At 62.3% G+C, this 25029-nt stretch carries 22 protein-coding genes; 5 read left to right on the plus strand and 17 right to left on the minus strand.

The window, feature by feature from the left end:
• Positions 1-137: 137 nt before the first annotated feature.
• From HUS66_RS04865 to HUS66_RS04880, 4 genes are all read right to left on the minus strand, one after another.
• Positions 138-695, minus strand: a complete 558-nt coding sequence (locus HUS66_RS04865; RefSeq protein ID WP_254628695.1) for a dihydrofolate reductase — start codon at positions 693-695, stop codon at positions 138-140.
• Positions 692-1465, minus strand: coding sequence for a thymidylate synthase (locus tag HUS66_RS04870; protein WP_254628721.1), 774 nt, complete (start codon positions 1463-1465; stop codon positions 692-694). The genes HUS66_RS04865 and HUS66_RS04870 overlap by 4 nt, the downstream gene beginning before the upstream one ends.
• A 226-nt stretch (positions 1466-1691) precedes the next feature.
• Positions 1692-2501 carry a prolipoprotein diacylglyceryl transferase gene (gene lgt, locus HUS66_RS04875; protein ID WP_175069840.1) on the minus strand — a complete coding sequence of 270 codons (810 nt, stop codon included), beginning with the start codon at positions 2499-2501 and terminating at the stop codon, positions 1692-1694.
• 63 nt (positions 2502-2564) lie between these two features.
• Positions 2565-3968, minus strand: a complete 1404-nt coding sequence (locus HUS66_RS04880; RefSeq protein WP_175069841.1) for a response regulator — start codon at positions 3966-3968, stop codon at positions 2565-2567.
• A gap of 64 nt (positions 3969-4032) precedes the next feature.
• Here HUS66_RS04880 and HUS66_RS04885 point away from each other — a divergent pair, with 64 nt between their 5' ends.
• Together HUS66_RS04885 and HUS66_RS04890 are read left to right on the plus strand one after the other, a co-directional pair.
• Positions 4033-4218: a hypothetical protein gene (locus HUS66_RS04885; protein WP_175069842.1), complete on the plus strand. Its 186-nt coding sequence runs from the start codon at positions 4033-4035 to the stop codon at positions 4216-4218.
• A complete protein-coding gene (locus HUS66_RS04890) occupies positions 4209-5006 on the plus strand; it encodes an NRDE family protein (RefSeq protein ID WP_175069843.1) in 798 nt (265 codons plus the stop codon). Before HUS66_RS04885 ends, HUS66_RS04890 begins: the two co-directional genes overlap by 10 nt.
• Positions 5007-5123: 117 nt before the next feature.
• On the opposite strand, the gene ptsP is transcribed toward HUS66_RS04890, so the two are convergent.
• Positions 5124-7385, minus strand: a complete 2262-nt coding sequence (gene ptsP / locus HUS66_RS04895) for a phosphoenolpyruvate--protein phosphotransferase (protein ID WP_175069844.1) — start codon at positions 7383-7385, stop codon at positions 5124-5126.
• Between the two features lie 66 nt (positions 7386-7451).
• Positions 7452-7943, minus strand: coding sequence for an RNA pyrophosphohydrolase (locus HUS66_RS04900; protein ID WP_175069845.1), 492 nt, complete (start codon positions 7941-7943; stop codon positions 7452-7454).
• 223 nt (positions 7944-8166) lie between these two features.
• Here HUS66_RS04900 and HUS66_RS04905 point away from each other — a divergent pair, with 223 nt between their 5' ends.
• Positions 8167-8820 carry an HAD family hydrolase gene (locus HUS66_RS04905; protein WP_175069846.1) on the plus strand — a complete coding sequence of 218 codons (654 nt, stop codon included), beginning with the start codon at positions 8167-8169 and terminating at the stop codon, positions 8818-8820.
• A gap of 498 nt (positions 8821-9318) precedes the next feature.
• Positions 9319-10713, plus strand: a complete 1395-nt coding sequence (locus HUS66_RS04910) for an FAD-dependent oxidoreductase (protein ID WP_175069847.1) — start codon at positions 9319-9321, stop codon at positions 10711-10713.
• A gap of 160 nt (positions 10714-10873) precedes the next feature.
• Here the strand turns inward: HUS66_RS04910 and rsd are convergent, their stop codons facing one another.
• The 9 genes from rsd to yrfG all read right to left on the minus strand — a co-directional run bounded on the left by rsd (position 10874) and on the right by yrfG (position 20945).
• Positions 10874-11380: a sigma D regulator gene (gene rsd / locus HUS66_RS04915; protein WP_175069848.1), complete on the minus strand. Its 507-nt coding sequence runs from the start codon at positions 11378-11380 to the stop codon at positions 10874-10876.
• A gap of 139 nt (positions 11381-11519) precedes the next feature.
• Entirely contained in the window at positions 11520-12050 is a 531-nt protein-coding gene (locus HUS66_RS04920) for a disulfide bond formation protein B (protein ID WP_175069849.1), read from the minus strand.
• A gap of 68 nt (positions 12051-12118) precedes the next feature.
• On the minus strand, positions 12119-13726 hold the full coding sequence (gene gshA, locus HUS66_RS04925; RefSeq protein ID WP_175069850.1) for a glutamate--cysteine ligase: 1608 nt from the start codon (positions 13724-13726) through the stop codon (positions 12119-12121).
• Positions 13727-13898: 172 nt separating this feature from the next.
• The gene (locus HUS66_RS04930) at positions 13899-16259 is read right to left on the minus strand and encodes a Tex family protein (protein WP_175069851.1); all 2361 of its coding nucleotides are present in this window, start codon (positions 16257-16259) and stop codon (positions 13899-13901) included.
• A 104-nt stretch (positions 16260-16363) separates the two neighbouring features.
• Complete coding sequence (msrB, locus tag HUS66_RS04935) at positions 16364-16861, minus strand: peptide-methionine (R)-S-oxide reductase MsrB (protein WP_175069852.1); 498 nt, start codon at positions 16859-16861, stop codon at positions 16364-16366.
• A gap of 228 nt (positions 16862-17089) precedes the next feature.
• A complete protein-coding gene (locus HUS66_RS04940; RefSeq protein ID WP_175069853.1) occupies positions 17090-18670 on the minus strand; it encodes a phosphoenolpyruvate carboxykinase in 1581 nt (526 codons plus the stop codon).
• Positions 18671-18911: 241 nt separating this feature from the next.
• Positions 18912-19793 carry an Hsp33 family molecular chaperone HslO gene (gene hslO, locus HUS66_RS04945; RefSeq protein ID WP_175069854.1) on the minus strand — a complete coding sequence of 294 codons (882 nt, stop codon included), beginning with the start codon at positions 19791-19793 and terminating at the stop codon, positions 18912-18914.
• 61 nt (positions 19794-19854) lie between these two features.
• On the minus strand, positions 19855-20241 hold the full coding sequence (locus HUS66_RS04950) for an RNA-binding S4 domain-containing protein (protein ID WP_175069855.1): 387 nt from the start codon (positions 20239-20241) through the stop codon (positions 19855-19857).
• A gap of 2 nt (positions 20242-20243) precedes the next feature.
• The gene (yrfG, locus tag HUS66_RS04955) at positions 20244-20945 is read right to left on the minus strand and encodes a GMP/IMP nucleotidase (protein ID WP_175069856.1); all 702 of its coding nucleotides are present in this window, start codon (positions 20943-20945) and stop codon (positions 20244-20246) included.
• Between the two features lie 73 nt (positions 20946-21018).
• Between yrfG and nudE the strand changes: the two genes are divergently transcribed.
• Complete coding sequence (nudE, locus tag HUS66_RS04960; protein ID WP_175069857.1) at positions 21019-21609, plus strand: ADP compounds hydrolase NudE; 591 nt, start codon at positions 21019-21021, stop codon at positions 21607-21609.
• 35 nt (positions 21610-21644) lie between these two features.
• Here the strand turns inward: nudE and HUS66_RS04965 are convergent, their stop codons facing one another.
• Positions 21645-22712 (minus strand): oxidoreductase, encoded by a 1068-nt coding sequence (locus tag HUS66_RS04965; protein WP_175069858.1) that lies wholly within the window; start codon positions 22710-22712, stop codon positions 21645-21647.
• A 396-nt stretch (positions 22713-23108) separates the two neighbouring features.
• Complete coding sequence (ilvD, locus tag HUS66_RS04970; protein ID WP_175069859.1) at positions 23109-24953, minus strand: dihydroxy-acid dehydratase; 1845 nt, start codon at positions 24951-24953, stop codon at positions 23109-23111.
• Positions 24954-25029: the final 76 nt, after the last annotated feature.

The raw sequence follows: 25029 nt of genomic DNA on the forward strand, positions 1-25029 counted from the left end.
GTGCATGGCCAAACGGCGATTCGAGACACTCTCCGCCCGCCGGCAAGCCCTCGACCAGCCCTTAACCGGCGAGTCCTTAATCGACGGCGCTGCCATCCCTGCCTTCCGCCGACGGATTCTGACGCTGACCGGCAACGCTAGACGCGCCGATACTCGCAGAAAGCATAGGCCGGCTGCCCTTGCACCGGTGTGCCGTCGACAGCCTGCTCCCGCCGCCAGCACGGCCCTTCGAACTCGGGAAAGAAGGCATCTCCTTCAAGGATGATGTCGACTTCGGTGAGGTAGAGCCGGCTGGCGAGAGGCAAGGCCTGAGCATAGATCTGGGCGCCGCCCATCACCATGATTTCCTCGACGCCGTCGATCATCGCCTGCTGATCGGCGAGATCCAGAGCGCTGGCCAGGTCATGACAGACACTCACACCCGGGTGTTCAAAGCTCGGGTCGCGGGTAACCACGATATTGCGCCGCCCCGGCAGTGGGCGGCCGATCGACTCGAAGGTCTTGCGGCCCATCACAAGTGGCTTGCCCTGGGTCATGGCCTTGAAGAACTTGAGATCCTCGGGCAGGTACCAGGGAAGCTGGTTATCGACCCCGATCACCCGGTTACGGGACATGGCCGCGATCATCGCCACCGGCACCACGGTCTCGATAGATGCTATCGCCTCTTGGGCATCACGCATGGTCGTATCGCTCATACCGCCACCTTGGCCTTGATATGGGGGTGGGCCTCATAGCCATCGATGCGGATGTCCTCGAAGCGGAAGGCGAAGAGGTCATCGATCTCGGGGTTGAGCCAAAGCGAGGGGGCGGCCAAGGGCGGCCGGGACAGCTGCAGCTCGGCCTGTTCCAGGTGATTCGAATACAGGTGGGCATCCCCCAGCGTATGCACGAACTCCCCCGGTGCGAGGCCGCAGACCTGAGCCATCATCTGCGTTAGCAGGGCATAGCTGGCGATATTGAAGGGGACACCCAGGAAAATATCGGCACTGCGCTGATAGAGCTGGCAGGACAGGCGACCGTTACTGACATAAAACTGGAAGAGCGCATGGCAGGGCGGCAGAGCCATCTCGTCGACCAGCGCCGGGTTCCACGCAGAAACGATCAGGCGACGCGAGTCCGGGTTGTGCTTGATCTGCTCGATCACCTTGGCGACCTGATCGACGTGGCCGCCCTGGGGATGCGGCCAGCTGCGCCATTGATAGCCATAGACCGGGCCCAGGTCGCCGTTCTCGTCGGCCCATTCGTCCCAGATCCGTACGCCGTTTTCTTTCAGATAGGCGATGTTGGTGTCGCCGGCCAGGAACCACAAAAGCTCATGAATGATCGAGCGCAGGTGCAGCTTCTTGGTAGTCAGCAGCGGGAAGCCACGGGCCAGGTCGAAACGCATCTGATGGCCGAAGACGCTCCTGGTGCCGACACCGGTGCGATCATGCTTGATAGCGCCATGTTCGAGCACATGGCGCATCAAATCCAGGTAGGGTTGCTCGAGCGCCGTGGCGCCGCAGGCTTGATCATTCGGCTCGGTCTGAAGAGCCGCTTCATGCGTGTCGTCTGACATCACGGTATCGCCAAAGGTTGTGACAAAAAGGCGTAGTGTACTGAGCCAGTGAATCCGCCGCCAACCCTTCAGGCCAGCGACTTCGCCAGGATAGAGCTCCTGGGCAGATGAGTACCCGTCAGGCGAACGCTGCTCAGGCCCGCGCCGGATCAGTGCGGCGGGCATCATCCACCGGGCGATGGCGTGACCAAAGCATCAGCAAACCACCGGCCAGAATCATTGGCAGCGACAATAACATGCCCATGGTCAGCCAGTTCCAGGCGATGAAGCCCAGCTGTGGGTCAGGCAGGCGCACGAACTCAATCAAGAAGCGGAAACCGCCATAGCAGACCAGGAAGAGTCCCGACACCAGTCCGCGACGCCGCGGGGTCGCGGACACCCACCACAGAATGGCGAACAGCACCGCCCCCTCGAGAACGGCTTCGTAGAGAGACGAGGGGTGACGAGGGGCCGGCCCCATGCCGGGAAAAGGCATCCCCCATGGCAGGTCGGTCAACCGGCCGGGGAGCTCGGTATTGATGAAGTTCCCGATCCGCCCAGCGCCCAGGCCGATCGGTACCAGCGGTGCCACGAAATCGGTCAACTGGAAAAAGGCCAATCGATGCTTGCGAGCAAACAGCAATGCCGCCACGAGCACGCCAAGCAGCCCGCCGTGGAAGCTCATGCCGCCATCCCAGACCTGAAACAGCCATAACGGATCGGCGAGCAGGCGGTCGAGACCATAGAAGAAGGCATACCCCAGCCGGCCACCCACAACGACGCCGATGGCGGCATAGAAAATCAGATCCCCCACATCATCGCCAGAGAGACCTACCCGGCTGGCGCGACGACGGCCTAGCCACCAGGCGGCAACAAAGCCGATCACATACATGAGGCCGTACCAGTGAACCTTGAAAGGACCAAGGGCAATGGCTACCGGATCGATCGCGGGGTAATTCAGCATCTTGTATCCAGATGTATTGAAGTAATGAGATGTGTGAAAAAGTGCGGAAAGTGAGCGGCCACCTCAGCCAGAGGCGCGACCCAGCCCCGGCAACCAGCGCCAGATCATCTTGATCAGCGCCTGAGGACGATAGGGCTTGGCCAAATGATCGTCCATGCCGGCGGACCTGAAGTTCTCGCAATCGGCCTTGCTAGCGTTAGCGGTCAGGGCAATCAACACGCTTCGCTCACCCTCACCGCTTTCGGTCTCACGTAATGTCTCCCGCGCTCGCCAGCGGCGACTGGTCTCCAAGCCATCGAGCGTAGGCATGTAAATATCCATGAACACCAGGTCGTAGAACTGTTCTGCGGCGAGTTTCAGCGCCTCTTCGCCGCTCTCGGCCACATCGACGTCGAAGCCCTCGGCTTCGAGAACATTACGCGCCAGCATGCTATTGACCGGACCGTCATCGACGACCAGCACCTTGGGCCAATACGGCACCTTGTCGCTTTTTTCAGCGAGCACAGAAGGTTGACCCAGCAACTCCGGCATCGGTTCCGAAAGGCTTGTGACCAAGGCGGTAATATCGGCCAAGCGTTCACGCAAGCGCTCCTGCCCCGGAGGGGCGGCATCGTCGGTGAAATACTGGCTGAGTTCCTGGACCAAGGGCTCGAGCTCACGCTGCAGCAAGGTCATGTAAGTCGACTTGAGTCGCGAGTCTTCTCGCGCGCGATCGCGGGCCTGGACCAACTGACCGGAATAATCCGGCACACTGTCCACCGAGTCGAGGATGCAGAGTTCATGGTCATGACGATCGCGTAATGACAGCATGCGCAGCCCATGCCAGCCGCCCTTGCTATCATGCAACCGCACCTTGGCCCACTCGGCAGCGGGGGCTTCGCAGCGAAGCATGCACTGAGCGCTCAACCCCTTGAGGTCTGCCTTGCTGCAGCCCATCAGTTGCTCAAAGGCGGTATTGGCATCCACCAACACATCATTGCGCATCATGAAGGCCGGCATCGACAAGCCTGCCAGCATCTGCTCGAGCTGAGGACGTTCGGTCAGTCGACTCAACAAGGTATCAAGGCTGTCGAGCAGGGATTCCAAACGCGTCACGGGACTGCCCATCTGAGCACCTCCCAGGTGAGCGCGCTTAGGCTTTAGCCAACTGGGCAGTTCCTTCTGGACTTCGCGCAAGAGCCTTTCGAGACGCTCGTAGGGCACGCCGAGGTGAGTTTCCCAGCGCTGCAGACGATGACGAACCATGACGAGGAAAATGCTGACGATCAGCCCGGTGCCGACCAGCAGCACCAGCATCAACACAGCCAGTGCAAGCGACGTGCTTTGCACCGCAAGCGATGTCCGCCATATCATGACCCAGGCCACGGCGCACAGCGTCACCAGTGATGCTTCGGCCAGCAACAGAGGCCATAGCACCGGCCATATCAGCCGCTGCCAGAGGCTATCTGGACGCGTTTCCACTCGCATTGACTGCCTTTTCGGTTCATCGGTCGAAGATTGGCTGAGTGTACGTGGCTGTGGGAACCCTGTCATGAAACCGATTGCCGATGTCGGCAATCGCCTACATACAAAGCATATCGCCTATTGCCTCTATGCCAAGCACCACCATGCTTATGGCGGGGAAGAAGACCCGGGCAGGAAAGATACCGCAATAGCCACGCGCCTATCAGACTTTGCGGCTTCGGCGTCGCAGGGTAAAGTGGCGGCATGTGCCTGATCGCTTTCGACTACCGCCCCCACGCTTCTGCCTGGTTGCGCCTGGTGGCCAACCGGGATGAATTCTTCGCGCGGCCCAGCGCGCCCTTGGGGGCATGGAACGAGGAACCGGATATCATCGGCGGTCGCGACCTGGTCGCCGGTGGCAGCTGGCTAGCCGTGCACCGCCGGGGACGCTTTGCCGCCGTAACCAATGTCCGCGATCCCGCTATCGAGCCGCCGACCGACGGCCCTAGCCGGGGACATCTGGTACCCGAGGCCCTAAAAGTGGATGACCTCTCGGCTTGGCTGGAGACGCTGGCCAATGGCGGAGCCTATGGTTACGCGGGCTTTAACCTGTTAGTAGGCGATCACTCAGGCCTCTGGCACCTGCACCGCGGTCGAGATACCGTTCAGCTCAAGCGCCTGACCGCAGGCCTGCACGGTCTCTCGAATGCCAGGCTCGACACGCCCTGGCCCAAGCTGACCCTTGCACGCCAGGGACTGGCCGACAGCCTCGCCAAAGGCAACTGGCCGCAGTTGGCACTGGCCGTAATGCGCCAGCCATGCCTCGACATCAACGATCAGGCACTGCCCGACACCGGGGTCGGCCTCACCCTTGAGCGCCAGCTGGCCCCGCCCTTCATTGTTGGCGAGACCTATGGCACCCGCGCCACCACTTGGCTGGAATGGCACCGCAACGGCCACCTCGAACTCGGCGAACGCCGCTTTGGCGCCAACGCCAGCAACCTCGGCGAAACAAACCTATCGGTCTCGACAGAACATTGGGATAGCACGCTGCAGGCATGATATCTGCCGCCTTTATCACCCTGGCTTTCAGCCCCGCCTACTGAGCTTCGCTTTCCAGGCACGATCCAGGCACGATCCAGGCAACATCCCTCTCGAAAATCGACTTAGCCCCTAGTCCTAGTCCCTGGGCGGAAGCAGGTGTGCAAGCTGCCACTCACCCAACCGGGCATTGAGGTGGGCGCGCACCGCCGAAGGCGTCGACAGCGACAGGGTTTCCTGCACGAGTGCCTGGGCCGCCGGCAAGGATACGCGACGAATGGCGGCTCGTACTCGTGGCAAACTGGGAGCATTCATCGACAGGGTATCGAAGCCCATTCCCATCAACAGCAGTGCCCCGGCCGGATCCCCCGCCAGCTCGCCACATACCGACGTCGGCATGGCAAGCGCAGAGGCCTCATCGGCCAGGCGTGCGAGCGCGGACAGAACGCCCGGATGGCAAGGATCATAGAGCTCGGCCACCCGTGGGTTGTTGCGATCCACCGCCAGCAGGTACTGAGTCAGGTCATTACTGCCCACCGAGAAGAAGTCCACCCGCTCGGCCAGTGCTCCAAGCTGGAAGAGCGTGGCCGGCACTTCGATCATCACGCCAATTTGCGGGCGCTCGATCAGCATACCCTCCTCTTCTAGCTCGGCCTGGGCTCGGTCGATCAGGCGCAGGGCACTGTCGACCTCCTCGACGTTAGTGATCATCGGCAGCAGAATCTGCAAATTATCCAGGCCATGGGATGCCCGAAGCATGGCGCGCAGCTGGACCATCAACACCTCGGGGTGGTCCAGCGTCACGCGAATGCCACGCCAGCCAAGGAAGGGGTTGGCTTCCTCGATGGGAAAATAGGGCAAATCCTTGTCGCCGCCGATATCCAGGGTGCGCATCACCACTGGCAGTGGCGCAAAACTCTCGAGTTGGTCGCGATATAGCCGAGTCTGCTCCTGCTCGCCAGGGAAGCGCTCCGTAATCATGAATGGCACTTCGGTTCGATAGAGCCCTACCCCACTGACACGCGGCTTGAGTGACGCGACCGCATCCACGGCCAGGCCGGTGTTGACCATCAGCTTCATCACATGAGCATCAGGCGTTTCGCTGGGCAGGTCCTGCTCGTGCTCGAGCACCTCGGCCAGTGCATCTTCCTCGGCGATCAGGTTCTGATAGTGCCGGTTGAGTTCCTCTGCGGGACGCACGAACAGCCGGCCACGATGCCCGTCGAGGATCACCGGCGCGCCGTTGAGTCGCGTCAGCGGCAGATCGACCATGCCGAGTACAGTCGGCACACCCATCGCCCGGGCCAGGATCGCTACGTGAGAGGTGCTGGAGCCGCGAATCGATACCAGGCCGGCGAGCTTGCCGCGAGGAACCTCGCCAAGGGTCGCCACGCTGATCTCGTCACCAACCAGAATGGTCCGCTCAGGATAGGTAGAGGGCGTCTCAGCGCTTTCTTCCTGAAGATGCGCCAACACACGTCGGCCCAGGTCGCGCACGTCGGCCGCACGCTCACGCAGATAGTTGTCGTCGACTCGCTCCAGGTACTGCACATGGCGGCGCACCACGTCGGCCAGGGCGCCGGGCGCCCACTGCCCTTCACGGATACGCTTCTCGACCTCCTGCCCAAGGGCCGCCTCGCTGAGCATCTGCTGGTAGACCTCGAACAATGCCAACTCTTGGGCACTGATCCGGCTGGCCAGGCGTTCGCCCGTGGCGCGCAGTTCATCACGCACCTTGAGAATTGCCTCCTTGAGCCTGGCGATCTCGTAATCGATATCGGTAGGAATCAAGTCAGGCACGCTGTCCAGGTCAGCGGGTGGGGCAATCAACACGGCGTCACCAATCGCCATGCCCGGCGAGGCGGCAACCCCAGTGAACATGGCCTGGCCATCGGCCCTCACCGGGCTACTCAAAGCGCCGGTGGCCAGCGCATGGGCCAGCACCCCGCCCAGCTGGGCGGCCATGGTCACCAGGAAGGCCTCATCGCCCTCGTCATAACGCCGCTTGTCCTGCTGCTGCACGACCAGGACGCCAAGCATGCGGCGCTGGTGGATGATCGGCACCCCGAGAAAGCTCGAAAAACGCTCTTCACCGGTTTCTTCGAAGTAACGAAACTGCGGATGCGCCGGCGCATCTTCCAGGTTGAGCGGCTCCTCGCGTTGACCGACAAGCCCGACCAGACCTTCACCCAAGGGCATGCTGACCTGCTTGACGGCACGCGAATGCAGCCCGATGGTTTCCATCAACACCAAGCGCTCTAACTCGACGTCGTAAAGATAGAAAGAACAAACGTCGGTGCGCATGGCCTTGCGGATGCGACGGACCATGGTCGAGAGCGCGGCACCCAGGCTGCGCGCCTCGTTGACCTCCTGGACGATACGACGTAGCACGTCGAGCATGAGCGTTCTTCTTGTCATTGTCGGTTTGAATTGCCGCCGGCTTGAATGTCGGCGCCCGGCCCGGGGTCAGTCGCCCCCCAGAGCCAGTCGCTGCGCGCGGGGGGCCAGCTCGCGCAGAGCGCGGCGGTAGACCTCTCGCTTGAAGGGCACCACCTGCCCCAAGGGATACCAGTAGCTCACCCAGCGCCAACCATCGAACTCAGGCTTGGGGGTGGTATCCATGCAGACCCGGCTGTCGGTACAGCGGATCCTCAGCAAAAACCATTTCTGCTTTTGGCCGATGCATACCGGCCGTGAATGGGTTCGTATCATGCGTCGTGGCAGACGGTAGCGCAGCCACCCTCGGGTACAGGCGAGCAGTTCGACATCGGCCTCGGTAAGGCCGATCTCTTCTTTCAGCTCCCGGTACAGGGCCTGTTGCGGTGTCTCGTTGGCCTGGATGCCTCCCTGGGGAAACTGCCACGCATTTTGTCCTACCCGACGCGCCCAAAGCAGCTGGCCCTCGTGGTTGGCAATGATAATGCCAACATTGGGGCGAAAGCCGTCAGCGTCGATCACGGACATCACCTTATGAATCCAATATTGAGGCCATTCTTCCACAAAGCTGGAAAGGGCATCAATACACTTCACAGCGCCCAGCTGCAGCGGTGTTCAATGCCGAACCACTCTGCAATAATCCGCCCTTGATTCAGTTGCCTCCCGGCGACAGGTTCACGCCCTGCGGCACAAGCCCTTTGGCGCACCCCCTGTCGTCCTCCGCCAACACTACAAGGAGTGTGCCTTGAGCCTGGCCATCTTCGATCTTGACAACACCCTGATCGGCATCGATAGCGATCATGCCTGGGGAGAGTTCCTGCTCGAACAGGGCGCAGTCGACCCGGTTGCCTACCGGGAGGCCAACGAACGCTTCATGCGCGATTACGAGAACGGCACCCTCGATATGCATGCCTTCCTTGAAGTTGCCCTGAAGCCGCTGGCCGAAAACACCCCCGAGCAGCTGGCCGCCTGGCACCAACAGTTCATGGCCAGCAAAATCGAACCAGCCATTCTGACGCGCGGCGAGGAGCTGGTGGCACGCCACCGTACGCGAGGCGACACCCTACTGATCATTACGGCGACCAATCGCTTCATCACCGGCCCCATCGCCGAGCGACTGGGTATCGATAACCTGATTGCCGTCGAGCCGGAAATTCATAACGGGCGCTATACCGGCCGTGTCACCGGCACGCCAAGCTACCGAGAAGGCAAGGTCGTGCGGCTTGAGCAGTGGCTCGAAGGTCGCGGCGTGACCATGGATGGTGCCTGGTTCTATAGCGACTCTCATAACGATCTGCCACTGTTGGAGCAGGTGGACCACCCGGTGGCCGTCGACCCCGACCCCAGGTTGCGCCAGCACGCCCTGGATCAGGGCTGGCGCCTCATCAGCCTGCGCTGAGCCAACACCTCCCCTACCCTTTCTCCCGCACCCACATCGCCCTGCTCCGCCGTATTGCTCTCAGTGGCAGGCAGGGCCGTTGCACACCAAGGGGCACACAAGGATCGCCAGCCGGCCCTTGTTCCTACTCGCTTGGCTGCTTTCAGTGCCCTGTCCACCTGCAGATGGCACGAATCGGCAGGGCATATCGACAATTCATGGCTATGATGAAATTTATCCATTGGTGCAATGCAGCAAATATTGCAAACCGCACTGATGCGACAACCCACTGATTTTTATGTGATAAATGTGAATTTAGGAACCCAAGGTATTCCTTATAGGGTTCCTCTTCAGCATAAAGTCGAGCTTTGGGATGGATTTTATTTGTCTGCGAAGAAGCTATAATGCCCGCAGATGCTTCATGTCGACCCTGTAGGCGGCAGCGCCTTGCCTGCAGGCTCAGGGCCTCCGAGATTGTCTCGGAGGGTTCGTCCCGCACCAAGACAAGCGAGAGACCCCATGACTACCCCGACCTACGATGTGCTGATTGTCGGAGGCGGCGTTTCCGGCACCGCCCTGCTATATGAACTGGCCCGTTACACCGATCTCAAGGCCGTCGGTCTGGTCGAGAAGTACGATCATGTGGCGATCGTCAACTCCCATGGTCGCAACAATAGCCAGACCATTCACTGCGGCGACATCGAAACCAATTACACCCTCGAGAAGGCCAAGGTGACCAAGCGGACCGCCGGCATGGTGATTAATTTCGCCACCAAGCTGACCCCGGCCAAGCGAGACAAGGTCGTCTACAAGTATCCGAAGATGGTGCTAGGCGTGGGCGACCGCGAAGTCGACTTCCTGCGCAACCGCTTCACCAGGTTCTCCGAACTCTTCCCCAACATGAAGCTGCTCGAGCGCGACGACATCGCCGAGCTCGAGCCCAAGCTAGTAGAAGGCCGTCGCCCGGAAGAACCGATCGTGGCCATGGGCTCAACCGGTGAATATACCGCGGTCAACTACACCACCCTCTCCGAGGCCTTCGTTGAAGAAGGAAAGAAGGCCGCCGACGAGAAGGGCATGCACTACGACGTGCATCTTTCGACCGCCGTCGAGAAGATCCATCAGGAAGGGGATCTCTTCAAGATCGAGACACCCAACAAGGGCACCCTGACGGCTCGCTATGTAGTGGTCAGCGCCGGCGGTCACTCCTTGCTGTTCGCCCATCAGATGGGCTATGGCCTCGACAAGTCCTGCCTGCCAATGGCCGGTTCCTTCTATTTCACACCGAAGGTGCTCAACGGCAAGGTCTATACCGTCCAGAACGAAAATCTGCCGTTTGCCGCGGTTCACGGCGACCCGGACGTACTGGTCGAAAACAAGACCCGCTTTGGCCCTACGGCTTTGATGCTCCCGCTGCTCGAACGCTACAACGGCAAGACGTTCATCGAGTTTCTAAAGGTCTTGCGCCTGGACCAGAACGTGGTCAAGGCCCTGTGGGACCTGCTCAAGGTGCGCGACATCCGCAACTACATCTTCAAGAACTTCATGTTCGAGGTGCCCTGGCTGCGTGAGCGCCTGTTCCTCAAGGACGTGCAGAAGATCGTGCCTAGCCTGACCGTCAAGGACGTCAGCTTTGCCAAGGGCTTCGGCGGCGTGCGCCCGCAGCTGATCGACAAGGAAAAACAGAAGCTGGTCATGGGCGAGGCCAAGATCAACCCGGGTACCGGCATCGTCTTCAACATGACGCCCTCTCCGGGCGGCACCAGCTGCCTTGGCAATGCCGAGAAAGACATGTTCCTGGCCCAGCAATTCCTCGGCTTCAACATCGACACCGACGCCTTCGAGCAGGACCTGCTAACCGGTGAGGTGCCGTTGACTGACCTGGAGCGCCCCGAGGCCTCATCGCTGATGTAATCTCACTGCCCTGAACTTCAAGTTCAAGTTCAAGTTCAAGCCCAGAACGCAAAACGCCCCGGTCGTGTACCGGGGCGTTTTCGTTGGCGCCTGACCAAGATATCTCGATCGGGGCGAGGCCTAAGGCAGGCACCAGGCTCAGCCCCATTCAAGACTGAGCTCAGGAGCTGGTCACGCCGATAGAGCGCTGGGCCTCTGCTGGCGGTGAATGTGCGGCATGCAGACGACCAATCAGCTGGTCCTCCAGATCGAACCGCGACTCCAAGCCCCGTGCCAGGCGATCCAACCAAGCCGGTAGGCGACACAGATAGTATTCGCAGCGATCCGGGGTGGCGTAATCAGCATCGAATGACAGCACCAGTTCAGTGGACATCTCGAGACGCTCGAGCAGCTGGTCGGCAATGGTCAGCGCTTCGTCGTCGCCAAAGGCCTTGGCTTCCTCGCGCAGCTGCGGGTAAATCTCGAAATGGCCGGCGCTGATATAGTCCATGAGCAGCTCACTGAAGCCATCGATCTGCGCTTTTTCAACCGACTCGAGAGCGTCGTCGCAATCCTTCCTGAGCGCGACGAAGCTATTGAGCATCACTCGGCGCTCCTCGAGCCAACGATCGATTAACCGGTGAACTCCACCCCAGCGCTCCAATGCGGTTTGGCAATCTTCCAGCATAGTGGCCTCCCAAGCCCGGGCTCTATGCCCTCTAACGTAACTCCGTTGTGAGCAAGACTCCGCTTCCAGAGATAGCCTGTCAATGCAAAGATGTCGCCTCTATTGATCCAGGACAACCCTTAGTCAACGCACGGGCGTTTCAAGCAGTCGCTTGACGACGGCGCCCGCTCAAGGCGGAGCGCAACACGCCAAGCGGTGCCAGTGCCAGCACCACAAAGCCGATCAGGGTCCAACCCGGCAACGACAGGCCAAACAGCCGCCCGCCGACTTCCGCACATTCTCCGGAGCCTACCAACACCATGCTCAATACCTTCTGGAGCGGCAGAATCTCCAGCATGTAATCAAGCCCCGGACCACAGCTGGGCACCTCGCTGGGCGGCAGCGACTGGAGCCACAGGTGGCGCCCGGCAAGCCCTATCCCAACCGCCACCGTAAGAAGCCCCAGCACTCCGTAGACGATGCCTCCCCATCCACGTGGCCCATGCAGCGCGGCCAGAGCAAGCACCAAAGCAGTGGCCAGTACCGCGACACGCTGGAAGATGCAGAGCGGGCAGGGCTCCAGCCCCATGACGTGCTCAAGGAACAGCGCAACGCCCATCATCAGCACACAAAAGCCCAGCCCTGCCAACGCAAAGCGTCGCGGCGTCCACGCCTCGAGAGATCGCATCATGCGGAACACATCCTTAAAGAAAATCAGAGACCAAGGCCCCACCCTAGCTGGGGAGGCCCGACCAGCATTCAGGCATCGCCGATGGGGCGAGGTTCCCGCGCCTGAGCGAAATAGTGCGCCAAGAAGTCGTCGAAGTTTTCCACTTCAGCCGCCTCGATGTCGCCCTGCTGCTGCAAGGAGGTCTCGCGAAGCTCTTCCAGCAGCGCATCGCGGGCGCGATCCATCGGCTCGGCGCGCCAGGCATTCGCCTGCTCTCTGGCCAACTCAAGAGTTGCCTCGACGAAGTCTTCATCGTTGTCGCGCAGCCGAGCCGCCAACTGACCGGAAGGCGTCAGGCTCGGATCATCGAGGCGCGGTTTCAGTGTACTCAGCGCCTGGGCATGGGCGTCGCCACCTTCGATGATATCGAGCAATTCGGCCACGTCTTCGAGCTCCGAGAAAATCACGTGGCCGCGCTCGGCAAGACGCTGAGCCTGGCCGTCGACGGTCAGGCGCAGCTCGGGATCACGGCCACGCTCGACAACGAGACGACGATTATCGTCGAGCCGGTCGCACTCTTCATCGGAAATCCACGGGCTTTCGGCCAGCAAACACCACATCAGGAAAGTATCGAGGAAGCGCATCTGCGCCTCGTCGACGCCGAGTGCCATGAAGGGGTTGAGGTCGAGACAGCGCACCTCGATGTACTCGACGCCCCGCGCCTCGAGGGCCTGGGTCGGGGTCTCGTCGTGGCGTGCCACCCGCTTGGGGCGAATATCGCTGTAGTACTCGTTTTCGATCTGCAGGATATTGGCATTGAGCTGCCGCCATTCGCCGTCCACCTTCACGCCCTTGTCCTGGTAAGCCGGCCAGGGGGTGGAGATGGCGTGACGCAGGGTGCCAACGTAGTTGGACAACGAGTTGAAGCAAATCTTGAGCTGCTCCTGCACCTTGTTCTGGTAACCCAGATCGGACATGCGCAGCGTCGTGGCATAGTCGGACAGCAGCGTGCGGCGGCCATGACGATGCAGCTTGTCAGAGGCGGGCCGGCCGTCGAGAAAGCTCTCGTCAATGGCCGGCGAGGCACCGAACAGGTACATCAAGAGCCAGCTGTTGCGCCGGAAATGCCGGATCAGACCGAAGTAGCGCAGCGACCGATAATCCCCTTCGGTGTCGCGACCCGCCTGGCGGTCGAGCTCCTTGAGCAGCGGCCAAAGGTTGTCCGGCACCGAGACGTTGTAGTGCAACCCTGCGATGGCCTGCATGATGCGTCCGTAGCGCACGTCCAAGCCCTTGCGATAGACATGCTTCATGGTGCCGACGTTGGAGTCGCCGTAGTCGGCGATGGGCACGCTGTCGTTGCCATTGAGCCGTGAGGGCATACTGGCCGGCCAGATCAGCTCTTCGCCCAAGTAGCGATAGCTATAGCGATGCAGGTCGCCGAGAAACGCCAGCGCATCCGCCGGCCGACAGTGAACCGGTGTAATGTACTCGAGTAGCGCCTCGGAGTAATCGGTGGTGATGTACGGGTGCGTCAGCTTCGACCCCAGACGACGAGGATGTGGCGTCGCGGCGATCATGCCGTGGGCATCGGCGCGCAGGCCCTCCTTCTCGATACCACGACGCAGCCGGCCGATCAGCCCTTTGCGGGCAGGCCCCTTGAGACGGGAGAGAACGGTGGCGAGTTGCTCGGACAAGGTGAACACCCCATGTCATGGAAGGGCGGGGCCGGGCCCCTCTCTTCGCTCTTGAAAACGGGGCGAGCGCCATAGGCGTGACGCTCGCACGAAACGGGTTCCCACAATCGGGAGCTCAAACAAGTAATTATGCGGCCTCGATGGCAGCTTTCAAGGCGCCATCAGCAGGCCATCACTTGGTCTTGTGCTTGGCCTGCAGAAGAGCCGCACCCAGCGCGCCCACCGGCTGGTCACTCCGCGAGGCTTCGCTTTCCTGGCGACGCGGTTTGCGCTCACGGGTGCTGCGCCGCGAATCACCGCCGCGTCCGCCGCTGGTTTCTGCTCCTGGCGCTTCGGGCTCGTCGTCCAGCCGCATCGACAGGCCGATACGCTTACGCGGAATATCCACCGCCATCACCTTGACCCGCACGATGTCGCCGGCCTTGACCACGCTGCGCGGGTCCTCGACGAAGCTGTGCGACAACGCCGAGATATGCACCAGGCCATCCTGGTGGACGCCGATGTCGACGAAGGCGCCGAAGTGAGTGACGTTGGTCACACTGCCCTCGAGCAGCATCCCGGGTTCGAGATCCTTCAGGGTCTCGACGCCCTCGCGGAACTCGGCGGCCTTGAACTCCGGACGCGGGTCGCGGCCCGGCTTATCGAGTTCTTTGAGGATATCGCTGATGGTCGGCACACCGAAGCGCTCATCGGCATGCTCGGCGGGCTTTATCGCCTTGAGGGTGGCGCTATCACCGATCAGGCTCGCCACCTCGCGGCGCCCGGCCTTGGCGATGCGCTCGACCAGCGGATAGGCCTCAGGGTGCACGGCGCTGGCATCCAGGGGGTTGTCACCGTTCATGATACGCAGGAAGCCGGCACACTGCTCGAAGGTCTTGGGCCCCAGCCGGCTGACTTCGAGCAGCGCCTGACGGCTCGCAAAGGCGCCTTCGGCGTTGCGGCGAGCAACGATGTTTTCGGCAAGCCCGGGGTTGAGACCCGAGACCCGCGAGAGCAGCGCGCTGGAGGCCATGTTGAGATCCACCCCCACGGCGTTGACGCAGTCCTCGATCACCGCCTCGAGGCTGCGGGAGAGCTGCACCTGGGAGACGTCGTGCTGATACTGGCCAACGCCGATCGACTTGGGCTCGATCTTGACCAGCTCGGCCAGCGGGTCCTGCAGACGACGGGCGATCGAGACCGCCCCACGGATGGTGACATCGAGATCCGGGAACTCCCGGGCCGCATACTCCGAGGCGGAGTACACCGAGGCCCCGGCCTCGCTGACCATCACCTTGCTGACCTTGCGGCCACTCTGACCGCCCAGACGACTGATCAGGTCGCCGGCCAGCTTGTCGGTCTCGCGACTGGCCGTGCCGTTGCCTACCGCGATCAATTCGACGCCGTGCTTCTCAACCAGCTTGCCGAGCACGGCAAGCGACTCATCCCAGCGATTCTGAGGCGCATGAGGGTAGATGGTGGCGTGCTCGAGGAACTGGCCGGTAGCGTCCACCACCGCGACCTTGCAGCCGGTACGCAGGCCAGGGTCGAGGGCCAAGGTAGCCTTCGGGCCCGCCGGTGCCGCCAGCAGCAGATCCTTGAGGTTGGCGGCAAAGACGTTGATCGCTTCAAGCTCGGCGCGTTCACGCAGCCGCCCCATCAGCTCGGTTTCGAGGTGCGTGTAGAGCTTGACCCGCCAGGTCCAGCGCACCACCTCCCGCAGCCAACGGTCGGCCGGGCGGCCGTGATCCTGGATACCGGCCTGGCGGGCGATAGCGACCTCGGCCGGGTGCACCGGCGCCTCATCCTCGCCGGGCAGTTTCAGGGCCAGTGCCAGGACGCCCTCGTTGCGACCGCGGAACATCGCCAGCGCGCGATGCGACGGCACCTTGACCAGCCGCTCATCATGTTCGAAGTAGTCGGAGAACTTGGCGCCCTCCTCGGCCTTACCCTCGATCAAGCGAGCGCTGAGTTCGCCCTCCTCCCAGAATCGCTCGCGCAGGCGACCGACCAGCTCGGCATCCTCGGCAAAGCGCTCCATGAGAATTTGCTTGGCCCCATCGAGAGCCGCCTTGGCATCCTCGATGGCCGGGGTATCACCCTCGGCGGCACGCAAATAGCCTTGGGCTTCCTGCTGGGGATCGAGAGAGGGATCGGCAAGCAGTGCATCCGCCAAGGGTTCCAGGCCAGCCTCGCGGGCGATCTGAGCCTTGGTACGGCGCTTCTTGCGATAGGGCAGGTAGAGGTCTTCGAGTCGCTGTTTGGTGTCGGCATCGCGAATCTGCTTGGCAAGCTTGGGGTCGAGCTTGCCCTGCTCGTCGATGGCGGCCAGCACCGCCTCGCGGCGCTCTTCGAGTTCACGACAGTAACGCAGGCGCTCGTCGAGCTGGCGCAGTTGGGTGTCGTCCAGCCCGCCGGTGACTTCCTTGCGGTAGCGGGAGATGAAGGGCACGCTGGCCCCGCCATCGAGCAGCTCAACCGTGGCCGCCACCTGCTGGGGGCGAACAGCGAGTTCTTCGGCGAGGCGAGCATTGATCTTGGCTTGTGCGTCCATGGAGTCCTTGACGTTCGACCGACGAAAGATCGCGACAAGGTATCATAAACGCTTCGGCATCGCTGCCTGACGCGGGGCCGGCGCAGAACCACCCCGTCTGGCCGTCAGGCTGCGACGAAGGTCAGCGCCAAGCCGTTGTTGCACCAGCGCAGGCCGGTGGGCTCTGGGCCGTCCTCGAATACATGCCCCTGATGCCCACCGCAGCGCGCGCAGTGATACTCGGTGCGCGGCCAGATCGCCGAATAGTCGACCTCGGTCAGCAGATGGCCTTCCAAGTGGGTGAAGAAGCTTGGCCAGCCGGTGCCGGAGTCATATTTCATGTCGCTCTTGAAGAGCAGCAGCTCGCAGCCCGCACAGCGAAACTCCCCCTTTCGGGTTTCCTTGTCCAAGGGGCTCGAATGCGCAGGCTCGGTACCCGCCTCGCGCAGCACATGAAACTGCGCTTCGCTGAGCCGCTCACGCCACTGCGCCTCGCTGAGCTCGAGCACCTCGAGGCCCGGAGCGCGCTCCAGGTTCGGTTTGGGCCGGGCATTGGCCAGTGCGGGAAACAGACTTGCCATGCCACCGGCGCCAAGCAGACCGATAAAGTGTCGACGTTTCATTACTACCTCCACTGATGGCACCGATTCATCCAAGATGGCGACGGTTCGCCTGAAAGATCCGGTGCTTAACCCGAGTGCCTGGATATGCGTCAGCACTTGAAGACAGGCATCCAACTACTGCTGCCAGAAAGGCGACACCCACAAAAAAGGGAAGCCGCGGCTTCCCTTATCTGACTCTCGATTCGCGCCGGGGTTCGTCCCGGCGCTAACCTTTGGACCGATAGGCGCTTACGCCAGTTTCGGCCCGGCTGCCACGATCGCCTCGTCGACGCCGGCAAACTTCTTGAAGTTGTCGACGAACTTGGCCACCAGGTCCTGCATGTGACGATCATAGGCGGCGCGGTCCTCCCAGGTCTCGCGCGGATCGAGCAGGCTGGAGTCGACGCCCGGCACGGAAAGCGGCACCTCGAGATTCAGGCCCTCGACGGTGCGGGTCTCCACGTCGCGCAGCACGCCGGACTGAATGGCGCTGATGATGCCACGAGTGGTGGGAATCGCGAAGCGCGAGCCACCCTCGCCATAGGCACCGCCGGTCCAGCCGGTATTGACCAGGTAGACGCGGGCGTCATTCTCTTCGACGCGCTTGATCAGCAGATCGGCGTACTCGCGCGCCGGGCGCGGGAAGAAAGGCGCACCGAAGCAGGTCGAGAAGGTCGCTTCCAGACCTGCCGAAGAGCCCATCTCGGTGGAGCCGACCTTGGCGGTGTAGCCGGACAGGAAGTGGTAGGCAGCGGCTTGCTTGGACAGCACCGATACCGGCGGCAGCACGCCCGACATGTCGCAGGTCAGGAAGATGATGGCGTTGGGCTCGCCTGCCCGGTTCTCCGGCACCCGCTTCTCGATGTGCTCGAGCGGATAGGCGGCGCGCGAGTTCTGGGTCAGGCTGTCATCGGCATAGTCCGGGCTGCGGCGGTCATCGAGCACCACATTCTCGAGTACCGCGCCGAACTGGATGGCCTGCCAGATGACCGGCTCGTTCTTCTCGGACAGATCGATGCACTTGGCATAGCAGCCGCCCTCGATGTTAAACACCGTACCCTTGCCCCAGCCATGCTCATCGTCGCCGATCAAGTAGCGCGCCGGGTCGGCTGACAGGGTGGTCTTGCCGGTACCGGACAGGCCAAAGAACAGCGTGGTCTCACCGTCTTCACCGACGTTGGCGCTGCAGTGCATCGGCAGCACATCATGGGCCGGCAGCAGGAAGTTCTGCACCGAGAACATGGCTTTCTTCATTTCGCCCGCGTAGTGCATGCCGGCGATCAGTACCCGGCGGCCGGCGAAATCCAGGATCACCGCCGCTTCGGAGTTAGTGCCATCGCGAGCCGGGTCGCAGGCGAAATGAGCGGCATTGAGGATGGTCCACTCATCCTTGGTGGCCGGATTATAGCCTTCGGGACGCACGAACATGGTGCGACCGAAGAGATTCTGCCATGCCGTCTCGGTGGTCATGCGTACCGGCAGGTAGTACTGCGGGTCGGCCCCCACATGCAGCTCGGAGAAAAAGCTGTCGCGCTCGCCCAGGTAGGCCTCGACCCGCTGCCACAGCGCCTCGAAGGCGGCCGCATCGAAGGGGCGGTTGACGCTGCCCCAGTCGATCTGGCTGCTGGTCGACGGCTCATCAACGATAAAGCGATCCGCCGGCGAGCGCCCCGTGCGCGCCCCGGTGTTCACCACCAGAGCGCCGTTGTCGGCCAGCCGCCCCTCGCCGCGAAGCAGGGCATGCTCGACCAGCTCAGCGCTGCTCAAGTTGGTGAATTGCTGATGGCTGACGGTCGCGTCGACGCGAGGCACGGCTTGGTTCGTGGTCATTTAGGTGTCCTGGGCCCGAAGGCACTTCTCTCTCGATGGCCGGCGCGTCATGACGCGCCCTCTGTGTTCGCACCGGCGCCGGTGACAGGTGAGCCTGTTCTTGTGGGGAAACGGCGCCGGGCGGCTCGAATGGTCGAGCATTATGGCAAAAAGGGACGCCTGGGAAAACGTCCCGTTTCGCTATCGTTCGTGTAGTTTTTCTACTACATAGAAGCACTTATCCGACGATGGCGTGAATCGCTCAATGCAGGGTCGGCGAAGGCGCATCAGGCGACTCGATCAGCGCCTCGATTTCCGCGGCACCAAAGTGGTAGCGGGTATGGCAGAAGTGGCACTGGGTGTCGACGGCCTGCTGCTCCTCGAGGATGCTGCGCAGCTCCGCCTCCCCCAGGTTGTGTAGTGCCCGCGCAATGCGCTCACGAGAGCAGCTGCAGGCGAAATACAAGGGTTTGGGATCGAAGACCCGCACGGTTTCCTCGTGATAGAGGCGATGCAGCAGCTCACGCTGCTCCAGGCCGAGCAGTTCTTCATCCTTGAGGGTGCTGGCCAGATGCACGGAGCGTTCCCAGGCGTCCTGGTCCTGGTTCTGGCTTTCATCAGGCAGGCGCTGCAGCAAAAGCCCACCGGCCCTGTGCTGTTCGGCATCCGCCGCCAGCCAGAGTTTGGTTGGCAGCTGTTCGGAGCGGGCGAAGTAATCTTCCAGGCAGCCGGCCAGGCTGTCTTCGGTCAGCTCGACGATGCCCTGGTAGCGGTTGCCCTCTTTCGGGTCGAGGGTGATCACGATACGGCCATCGCCAAGCAGCTCGCGGAAACCGGCGCCATCACCAGGAATGGACTGATCCTCGGCCAGCCGAGCGATACCGCGCAGCTCTCCGCCGGGGTTGGACTCGGCCATCAGCAGGCCCAGCGGTCCGTTACCGCGCACCTCGAGGCTCAGTGTGCCGTCGAGCTTGACGGTCTCGGTGAGTAACGCAGCGGCTCCCAGCAACTCGCCCAGTAGTCGGGCCACCGGCGCCGGGTAGGTCTGGGTATCGAGCACCGCCGCATAGGCGGCGTCGAGGGTCATCAGCTCGCCGCGCACGTTGGTGTCGTCGAGCAGGAAGCGTTGAATCTGATCGGTCATGTGAAGATTTCCGGTAACGTCGAATCTGGGGAATGCGGACCCTGTCGAGGACTGGCGGCGCCTAGTCGCCCGAGTCGCGCATGAAGCGTTTGATCTCGCGCCGATCGCGGCGGTCGGGCCGCTTCACTGGGTGCTGCATGGCCTGGTTGGCCAGCCGGCGCTGCTCGGTTTCCTTGGCACGGCGTGCAGCGCTTTCTTCGGTCTCGCGGTATAGGGTGCGCGCCTCCGGGGCGCCGCGACGCTGGCCGGAAAGCTCAAGCACCTCGACCTCATAGGTATCCCAGCCCTGCGGCACGCGAATCAGAGCCCCCACCTCTACCATCTTGCTGGTCTTTGCACGGCCACCGTTGTAGTGCACCTTGCCACCCTCGACCGCCTTCTTGGCGAGCTGGCGGGTCTTGAAAAAGCGCGCCGCCCACAGCCATTTGTCGAGCCGTACGTCGGCCATGCTCAGCCCTCCCCTTGCTGTTGAGACTCGGTATGGGACTCGTCGCCGGGGCGCTCGCTGGGCAGGATGCTCGCGAAGCGATCCAGGGCGATAAATTCCTCGAGATCGCGTTCCGGGCGACGGCTGTCGGGCTGCTTGATGCCCAGCAGATGGCGGATGCCGAACTCGCGGGCGCTCTCTAGCACCGCCGGATTGTCATCGATGAAGAGCGTCCGGGCGGGATCGAAAGGCTCGATTTCCTGCAGGGCGAACCAGAATTCCTGCGCCTCCTTGGGAACGCCGACATCCGCCGAGGAAACAATCGCATCGAGAAAGTCCTCGAGCCCGGTCAGCGGCAGCTTCAGCGCCAGGCTCTCGCGGTCGGCATTGGTCGCCAGCACTACCCGAGGATGGGCATGCTTGAGCCAGGTAAGAAAATCCATGGCGTCGCTGCGCAAGCCGATCAGGTGCTGCACCTCACGCTTCAGGGTGACGATATCGACGCCCAGCTCGCGGCTCCAGTAGGCCAGGCTGTACCAATTGAGGGTGCCCTGCTCTGAAATGATGCGCGAGCGGATTTCCTCCTGGCTGGCGGCATCCAGGCGGTGCAGCTCGACATAGCGCCGTGGCAGGTGCTCGAGCCAGAAATGGCTGTCGAAATGCAAGTCCAGCAGGGTACCGTCCATGTCCAACAACACGGTATCGATGGCGCGCCAGTCGATCATCGGCCAAGGGCTCCGCAGCAATGAATAGAGTGCTATTGTACCCCTTCACGCCATCGCTGCCCACGGAGCCCCTATGCCACAAGACGCCGACTGGCCACAGAAACCCCGCACTCTGGCACGCCGCGAGGTGGCCAGGAGCCGACTGTTCGCCATCGAGGAAATGGAGCTGCGATTTGCCAACGGCGCCGAGCGCACCTTCGAGCGCCTGATGCCACGCGGCAACGGCGTTGGTGCGGTGATGATCGTGGCCATGCCCGACCCCGAGCATGTATTGCTGATTCGCGAGTATGCCGCCGGTTTCGACGACTACGTGCTGACGCTGCCCAAAGGGGTGGTCGACCCCGGCGAGGATATCGTCGGTGCAGCCAATCGTGAGCTGATGGAGGAATGCGGCTTCGGCGCCCGTCGCCTGGAACCGCTGGTCGAGCTGTCGCTGGCGCCCAACTACATGCATCACCGCATGCAGGTGATGCTGGCGAGCGACCTTTACCCTCACCGGCTGCCCGGCGACGAGCCGGAACCGCTGATCGTCGAGACCCACGCCATCGAATCATTGCCGAACCTACTTGCCCGGGAAGACTTCCATGAAGCCCGCGCCATCGCCGCGCTTTACATCGCCAGAGACCGGCTGCGCGAGGACAGCCCGTCGATGGATCTCTGGTAGCCCTGACACCTCAGGACGGCGAAACGGCCCGTGGACTAGCGCTGGCGCATGCCAGTGCCCTCGCGCAATTTGACCCAGCGCTGCTGGCGATAGCTGTCGAGGCCTGCTTCCAGCAGCATCATCACCTTGATGGCCGAGCCGGCATCGACTGGGTTCTCCGCCTGGCCCGCCAGCGCATCAGCGATGCCCTGATAATAGGCCAGGTAATCACCGGGCAGCGTCGGATGCTCGTGGGCCACCAGGGCCTGCGACGCTTGGTCCCACGTGCGCAGCGTGCCGTGGTGGGTATCGACACCCCACGCTGGCCCCGGCGTTTCGCCGGCCTTGAGGCGATCTTCCTGTGGGTCGAGACCATACTTGAGGTAGCTGCCCTGAGTCCCGTGGGCGGCGAAGCGCGGCGTCGGCTCGGCGATCAAGGCACTGGCCTTGAGCGTCACGCGGCGCTCCTCATAATCGAGCAGCGCCACGAAATCATCATCGGTCTGAGCACCGTCACGACTCACCGCCAGGTCGAGCAGGATGCGCCGCGGCATGCCAAACAGCTCCAGCGCCTGGTCCAGCAGGTGCGGCCCCAGGTCATACCAGATGCCACCGCCGGGTTGGGCCTGCTCCCGCCAACGATCGCGCACGTCGGGACGAAAGCGGTCGAAGCGTGACTCCAGTGATACCAGGCGACCCAGGTCGCCAGCTTCCAGCAGCGCCTTCAGGGTCAAGTAGTCGCTATCCCAGCGGCGGTTATGGAATACCGACAGCAGCCGGTCGCTCTCATCTGCCAACCCGCGCAGCAGCTTCGCCTCGGACAGGGTCACCGTGAATGGCTTGTCGACGACCACATGCTTGCCGGCGGCGAGAGCTGCCTTGGCCAGCGGAAAGTGGCTCTGATTGGGCGTCGGGATCACCACCAGATCGATGTCGCTGCGCGAAAACAGCTCCTGTGGCTTCGCCTCCACGGCCATCTCGGGCAGGCTTGCGTGCACCTTGTCGGGGTCACTCGAGGAAATCGCCACCAGTTCGAGATTGGGCGTGGCCTGGATCAATGGCACGTGAAAGGTCTGGCTGGCAAAGCCGAAGCCCACCACGCCGACCGTAAACTTCTGCTTCATCGCGGATCCTTGAGGTATGTCGGGAAGATAAGCGCCCTTATGGGCCTGAAGAGGTCGCGACCGATAGAGCCGTCGCGCCCATGCATATCATCAAACGGTCAGAGAATCGTCATATCGACCTTGGTCGAATCAACCATACTGAAGAGTGGCTGTTGTTTTCCACCATCGTGGTTTTCCATGATCAAGGGAGGCTGGTTTGATGTGTTACAGCGAGGAAAGTCTTTCACTGCTGCTGCTGTGGTTTGAATTGGAATGTGAGCTATATGCGCCACTGGAAGAAGAAGAGATGATTCCCGAGGCGGCGTAAGGCCAGGATCTGCCGAATTTCATAAAGGCCCGCGCCGGAAGGTGCGGGCCTCATTATTGCAGTTAAGCGCATTAAGGTTGGCGAGCGCCTCAATCGAGCTTGTCGAGATCGCGCACCGCGCCCTTGTCGGCGGAGGTAGCCAGCAACGCATACGCCTTCAGCGCCGCCGACACCTTGCGCACACGCTCGATGCTCGGCTTCCAGGCCTGCTTGCCGCGCGCCTCCATAGCTTCGCGACGCGACGCCAGGGTGGCGTCATCCAGCAGCACGTCGATGCGGCGACTGGGGATGTCGATGCGAATCGGATCGCCCTGTTCGACCAGGCCGATGGCACCACCGGCCGCAGCCTCCGGAGAGACGTGACCGATGGAGAGGCCCGAGGTCCCGCCGGAGAAGCGCCCGTCAGTCAGCAGCGCACAGGCCTTGCCCAACCCCTTGGACTTCAGATACGAGGTCGGATACAGCATTTCCTGCATGCCCGGTCCGCCCTTGGGCCCCTCGTAGCGAATCACCACCACATCGCCCTCGCTGACCTTGTCGGCAAGGATATGTTCGACCGCCTGATCCTGGGACTCGACCACATGGGCGCGGCCCTCGAAGACCAGGATCGAGTCATCGACGCCAGCAGTCTTGACCACGCAACCATCGACGGCGATGTTGCCCTTGAGCACCGCCAGCCCACCCTGGGGTGAGAAGGCATGGGCGAGGTCGCGAATGCAGCCGGTGGCACGATCACCGTCCAGGCTCGGCCAGCGAGCACTCTGGGAAAATGCGGTCTGGGTGGGAATACCGCCGGGGCCCGCGCGGAAGAACTCGACGACCTCGGGGCTCGGCGAGCGCATGATGTCCCATTCCTCAAGCGCCGCGGCCAGGCTGTCGCCATAGACGGTCGGCACACGGGTATCGAGCACCCCGGCCCGATCCAGCTCCCCGAGAATCGCCATGATGCCGCCGGCCCGATGCACGTCCTCGATATGATACTTCTGGGTGTTGGGCGCCACCTTGCACAATTGAGGCACTTCTCGGGACAGCCGGTCGATATCGTCCATGGTGAAGTCGATCTCGGCCTCCTGCGCTGCGGCCAGCAGGTGCAGGATGGTGTTGGTTGAGCCACCCATGGCGATATCCAGGGTCATGGCGTTCTTGAACGCCGCCTTGGCACCGATGGCACGCGGCAACAGGTGCGCCTCATCACCCTCGTAGTAGCGCTTGGCCAGCTCGACGATGCGGTGGCCCGCGGTCTCGAACAGCCGCCGGCGATCGGAGTGGGTGGCCAGCATCGTACCGTTGCCGGGCAGCGCCAGGCCCAGGGCTTCGGTCAGGCAGTTCATCGAGTTGGCAGTGAACATGCCTGAGCAACTGCCACAGGTTGGGCAGGCGCTGCGCTCGACCTCGTTGAGCGTCTCATCGTCGACGCTGTCGTCGGCAGCCATCACCATGGCATCGACCAGATCCAGGCCGTGATCCAAGAGCTTGGTCTTGCCGGCTTCCATGGGCCCGCCAGAGACGAAGATTACCGGCACGTTGAGGCGCATGGCGGCCATCAGCATTCCCGGCGTGATCTTGTCGCAGTTGGAGATGCAGACCAAGGCATCGGCGCAGTGAGCATTGACCATGTACTCGACGCTGTCGGCAATGATGTCGCGACTCGGCAAGGAGTAGAGCATGCCGTCATGGCCCATGGCGATGCCATCATCCACCGCGATGGTATTGAATTCCTTGGCCACGCCTCCGGCCTTCTCGATCTCGCGAGCCACCAGTTGGCCCATGTCCTTGAGGTGCACATGGCCCGGCACGAACTGGGTGAAGGAATTGGCCACGGCGATAATCGGCTTGTGGAAGTCGTCGTCCTTCATGCCGGTGGCGCGCCACAGGGCCCGGGCGCCAGCCATATTGCGGCCGGCGGTGGTGGTACGAGAGCGATATTCGGGCATGCAATCCTCTGTCTTCTTGCGCGTCTCGTGGCTCGAGACGTCGTTTTCGTCGTCCTGGCGCCACGGTCGTTGCCGG

The organism is Onishia taeanensis (assembly GCF_013349955.1).
In the GTDB taxonomy this organism is placed as follows: domain Bacteria; phylum Pseudomonadota; class Gammaproteobacteria; order Pseudomonadales; family Halomonadaceae; genus Onishia; species Onishia taeanensis_B.

Bases quoted from the DNA above. Each gene is read 5' to 3' on its own strand.
- HUS66_RS04865 (WP_254628695.1), bottom strand. From the start codon at position 695: ATGAGCGATACGACCATGCGTGATGCCCAAGAGGCGATAGCATCTATC.
- HUS66_RS04870 (WP_254628721.1), bottom strand. From the start codon at position 1,465: ATGCGCCATGTGCTCGAACATGGCGCTATCAAGCATGATCGCACCGGT.
- lgt (WP_175069840.1), bottom strand. From the start codon at position 2,501: ATGCTGAATTACCCCGCGATCGATCCGGTAGCCATTGCCCTTGGTCCT.
- HUS66_RS04880 (WP_175069841.1), bottom strand. From the start codon at position 3,968: ATGCGAGTGGAAACGCGTCCAGATAGCCTCTGGCAGCGGCTGATATGG.
- HUS66_RS04885 (WP_175069842.1), top strand. From the start codon at position 4,033: ATGAAACCGATTGCCGATGTCGGCAATCGCCTACATACAAAGCATATC.
- HUS66_RS04890 (WP_175069843.1), top strand. From the start codon at position 4,209: ATGTGCCTGATCGCTTTCGACTACCGCCCCCACGCTTCTGCCTGGTTG.
- ptsP (WP_175069844.1), bottom strand. From the start codon at position 7,385: ATGCTCGACGTGCTACGTCGTATCGTCCAGGAGGTCAACGAGGCGCGC.
- HUS66_RS04910 (WP_175069847.1), top strand. From the start codon at position 9,319: ATGACTACCCCGACCTACGATGTGCTGATTGTCGGAGGCGGCGTTTCC.
- rsd (WP_175069848.1), bottom strand. From the start codon at position 11,380: ATGCTGGAAGATTGCCAAACCGCATTGGAGCGCTGGGGTGGAGTTCAC.
- HUS66_RS04920 (WP_175069849.1), bottom strand. From the start codon at position 12,050: ATGATGCGATCTCTCGAGGCGTGGACGCCGCGACGCTTTGCGTTGGCA.
- HUS66_RS04930 (WP_175069851.1), bottom strand. From the start codon at position 16,259: ATGGACGCACAAGCCAAGATCAATGCTCGCCTCGCCGAAGAACTCGCT.
- msrB (WP_175069852.1), bottom strand. From the start codon at position 16,861: ATGAAACGTCGACACTTTATCGGTCTGCTTGGCGCCGGTGGCATGGCA.
- HUS66_RS04940 (WP_175069853.1), bottom strand. From the start codon at position 18,670: ATGACCACGAACCAAGCCGTGCCTCGCGTCGACGCGACCGTCAGCCAT.
- hslO (WP_175069854.1), bottom strand. From the start codon at position 19,793: ATGACCGATCAGATTCAACGCTTCCTGCTCGACGACACCAACGTGCGC.
- HUS66_RS04950 (WP_175069855.1), bottom strand. From the start codon at position 20,241: ATGGCCGACGTACGGCTCGACAAATGGCTGTGGGCGGCGCGCTTTTTC.
- yrfG (WP_175069856.1), bottom strand. From the start codon at position 20,945: ATGATCGACTGGCGCGCCATCGATACCGTGTTGTTGGACATGGACGGT.
- nudE (WP_175069857.1), top strand. From the start codon at position 21,019: ATGCCACAAGACGCCGACTGGCCACAGAAACCCCGCACTCTGGCACGC.
- HUS66_RS04965 (WP_175069858.1), bottom strand. From the start codon at position 22,712: ATGAAGCAGAAGTTTACGGTCGGCGTGGTGGGCTTCGGCTTTGCCAGC.
- ilvD (WP_175069859.1), bottom strand. From the start codon at position 24,953: ATGCCCGAATATCGCTCTCGTACCACCACCGCCGGCCGCAATATGGCT.